This is a genomic window from Nocardioides sp. P5_C9_2, from assembly GCF_054049555.1.
Map to the genome: position 1 here is coordinate 1 of NZ_JBFUMD010000404.1, position 3,666 is coordinate 3,666.

4 protein-coding genes are annotated in these 3,666 nt (G+C 71.0%); 1 reads left to right on the forward strand and 3 read right to left on the reverse strand.

Annotated elements, in window-relative coordinates; all coding sequences use genetic code 11:
- Nucleotides 1-121: 121 nt before the first annotated feature.
- The 3 genes from ACXJKL_RS16975 to moeZ all read right to left on the reverse strand — a co-directional run bounded on the left by ACXJKL_RS16975 (nt 122) and on the right by moeZ (nt 2,626).
- Complete coding sequence (locus ACXJKL_RS16975) at nt 122-568, reverse strand: hypothetical protein (RefSeq protein WP_457208196.1); 447 nt, start codon at nt 566-568, stop codon at nt 122-124.
- A complete protein-coding gene (locus ACXJKL_RS16980; RefSeq protein WP_457208197.1) occupies nt 565-1,275 on the reverse strand; it encodes a DUF4129 domain-containing protein in 711 nt (236 codons plus the stop codon). The genes ACXJKL_RS16975 and ACXJKL_RS16980 overlap by 4 nt, the downstream gene beginning before the upstream one ends.
- Before the next feature lie 151 nt (nt 1,276-1,426).
- Nucleotides 1,427-2,626, reverse strand: coding sequence for an adenylyltransferase/sulfurtransferase MoeZ (moeZ, locus tag ACXJKL_RS16985; protein ID WP_457208198.1), 1,200 nt, complete (start codon nt 2,624-2,626; stop codon nt 1,427-1,429).
- A gap of 280 nt (nt 2,627-2,906) precedes the next feature.
- On the opposite strand from moeZ, the gene ACXJKL_RS16990 reads away from it, so the two are divergent.
- A partial coding sequence (locus tag ACXJKL_RS16990) for an immune inhibitor A domain-containing protein (protein ID WP_457208199.1) occupies nt 2,907-3,666 on the forward strand: 760 nt, incomplete at its 3' end.

Genomic DNA, 3,666 nt, shown 5'->3' on the forward strand with positions numbered 1-3,666 from the left:
GCTCAGCGCGTGCTGCTTGCCCACGAGGGCCCGGCCGACGCTGTACAGCACCTCGGCTGCCTGTCGGGTGGCGTCGGCGGTGCTGAGGTGCGCGTCGGTCGCGGGGGCGGGGCTCACGGGGTCAGCGGTCACGGAGGGCCTCGATCCTGGTCAGGTAGTGGTCGATCTCCGCCGGCGAGAGCCGGCGGACGGGAAGCTGTGCGAGCTCGCGCAGGTCGGGGTCGGTCAACCCGGGATCGCGGGTCCGTGCCAGGGCGACCAACCGGTGACGCAGCGCCGGACCCGGCTCGCGGGAGTCCAGGTGGCTCCGGAGGATCCGGTGGTACGACGACTCCTCGCCGTCGTCGGGCCGCACGAGGGGCGGGCGGCTGTCGATCCAGTCGGCCGGCCGGGTCTGGTTGGCGTCCAGGAGCAGCCACACCAGGGCTGCGACGGTCGTCATCAGCAGCGCCCAGCCGAGCAGCCGCGGCCCGAAGTCCAGGAGCGTCAGCGCGACCTGTCCGACGGCGATGATCGCGACGAGGAGGGCCGCCCGGGCCACCCAGGCGCGACGCAGCGGGTCGGTCATCGCACCCTCGCGGATCCGGCGCGGATGCGGGCCAGGGCGTCGAGCGCGTCCCGACGCGCCTCCTCGTCGACCTCGTGACCGCTGAAGCGGGCCTCCCGGTAGAGCTCGAGCAGCCGCGTCACCGCGGCCCGGTCCACGTCCGCGGCATCCAGCATCCGCAGCGCGAGCTCGGAGGACGTCTCGGAGGGTCGTCGCCCCAGCCCGGCCCGCTCCGCCTGCACCTCGAACCGGTGCCAGCACTCGACGATCGCGTTGCGCGGCTCCCCCTCCTCGAGGAGCCGGACCTGCTCGGCACCGTCCTGCGCCATCGCCTCGGCGATCCGCCGCCGGTCGTCGAGGGCCTCGAACTCACCGGTCGCCACGTCCTCGTGGACGCGCCGCAGCGCCCAGGCGGTGTGGGCGCGCCGGAGCAGCAGGTAGGCGATGAGCAGCATCCCCGCCAAGGCGACCAGCTGGATGGCGCCGCCCACGACGTTCAGCAGGATCCGGACCCAGGTGGGCGGGTCCGACTGCTCGACGTCCTCGCGGGTCGTGCCGACGGTGTCGATGGGGGCGTCCTCGGTCGTGACCGACGACTCGGGGCGCTTCTCGGGTCCGTCGCCGGTGAAGACCTGCTGGGGCCCGATGAGCGCCGCCCAGACCGCCAGCACCACGAGCAGGCTCATCCCCGCGACGGCCAGCGTGGCGACGACTGCGGGCCTCCTCATGGCGACGACCCTAGACGGCCCGACCGCCGCCCGGTCGCCGTTCGCAACGAGACGACCGACGGCCCTGTCCCCCACGAGACAGGACCGCCGGTCCCAGACGCCAAACGAGGCGTGACCCCGCAGGGTTACGCCTCGCTGGTCGGGTGGAGCGTCAGTACGCCGGCTGGCTGGGGTCGATCTGCGACACCCAGGCCACCACTCCGCCGCCCACGTGCACGGCGTCGGCGTAGCCCGCACCCTTGACGATGGCGAGCGTCTCGGCCGAGCGGACGCCGGACTTGCAGTGCATGACGATCTGCTTGTCGCCGGGAAGGGCGCCGAGGGCGTTGCCGTTGAGGAACTCGCCCTTGGGGATCAGCACCGAGCCGGGGATCCGGTTGATCTCGTACTCGTTGGGCTCGCGCACGTCGACGAGCACGAAGTCACGCTCGCCGGCCTCGCGCTCCTTGAGCATCTGCTCGAGGGTGCTGACGGAGATCGTCGACCCGGCGGCGGCCTCGGCCGCCTCGTCGGAGACCGCGCCGCAGAAGGCGTCGTAGTCGATGAGGTCGGTGACGGTCGGGTTCTCGCCGCAGAGCGCGCAGTTCGGGTCCTTGCGGACCCGGAGCTTGCGGTACTCCATCTCCAGGGCGTCGTAGATCATCAGCTTGCCGGCGATCGGGTCGCCGATGCCGGTGAGCAGCTTGATGGCCTCGTTGACCTGGATGGCGCCGATGCTGGCGCACAGCACGCCGAGCACGCCGCCCTCGGCGCAGCTGGGGACCATCCCGGGCGGCGGCGGCTCCGGGTAGAGGCAGCGGTAGCAGGGCAGGTCCTCGCCGAGCATCGGCGCGAAGACCGACGCCTGGCCGTCGAAGCGGTAGATCGAGCCCCACACGTAGGGGATCCCGAGGAAGTAGGCCGCGTCGTTGACCATGTAGCGGGTCGCGAAGTTGTCGGTGCCGTCGACGATCAGGTCGTAGCCCTCGAAGACCTGCTTGACGTTGTCGTTGTCGAGGCGCTCGTTGTGCACCACGACGTGGACCAGCGGGTTGGTCTCGGTGATGGAGTCGCGCGCGGACTCCGCCTTGGGCCGACCGATGTCTGACTGGCCGTGGATGATCTGCCGCTGCAGGTTGGACTCGTCGACCTCGTCGAACTCGGCGATGCCGAGGGTGCCGACCCCGGCCGCGGCCAGGTAGAGCAGGGCGGGCGAGCCGAGGCCGCCGGCGCCGATCACGAGGACCTTGGCGTTCTTGAGGCGCTTCTGGCCGCTCATGCCCACGTCCGGGATGATCAGGTGCCGGCTGTAGCGGCGCACCTCGTCGATGGTGAGCTCGGCGGCAGGCTCGACGAGCGGGGCGAACGACACGGCGTACTCCTAGGGCTTCGGCAGTTCTCGCGGGACGTCGGGGCAACGCCTGCGACCTCGTCCATGTTCCCCGCGGCCCGGTCGCCGGCCCGCCACGTCCCGGCATCCGGACGATCACGTGGGACCCRCGATCTGCCGCACGGGTCTTGTCAGGACGGCATCCGTGGGCGAAGGTCTGCAAGTTGAAGAATTCCCGTCCGGGCGGGGTGCGGCCGCGTGATCTGCGTTCTCGCCAGGACCCGGACCCATCCCCCAACCCCCCTCCGGGAAGGCTCCCACCTTGAACTCCCTCACCCGACGGCTCCTCACGGGGAGCACCGCCCTCGCGGTCACCGCGACGATGGCGGCGACCGTCACCGGCGCACCGGCGACCGCATCCCCCGACCGCGGCACCGACAACGGCCCGGCGGCCAGCCACCGCTCGGACAACCGGCCGGGCCCGCACACCAAGAAGCAGCAGCGACTCAAGGTCAAGGCGCTCGCCATGCTGCAGAACGGCAGCACCACGCTCGAGGAGCAGCCGGGCGGCGGGGCCGTCGCTTCTCTCGGCGCCGACACCTACGTGGAGTTCCCGCTCGACAAGGAGGACCGGATCTTCACGATCCTCTCCGAGTTCGGCGACTCCGGCTCCGGCAAGCTCGGCACCACCCCCGGCCCACTGCACAACACCATCCCCGAGCCCGACCGCACCACCGACAACTCCACCTACTGGGTCTCCGACTTCAGCAAGGGTCACTTCGAGGAGATGTTCAACGGCGACGGCGAGTCCTTCAAGAACTACTACTCGCAGCTCTCCTCGGGGCGCTACACGGCGAMCAACACGGTGACCGACTGGGTCACCGTCCCCGGCAACGCCTCGACGTACGGCGACAACGCGGTCGAGGACACCGGCGGCTCGTGGGCCTTCATCAACGACTCCGCCGACTCCTGGTACCAGGCGCAGCTCGCCGCCGGCCAGACGCCGGCCCAGATCGACGCCTACCTCACCCAGTTCGACGAGTGGGACCGCTACGACTTCGACGGCGACGGCGAGTTCAACG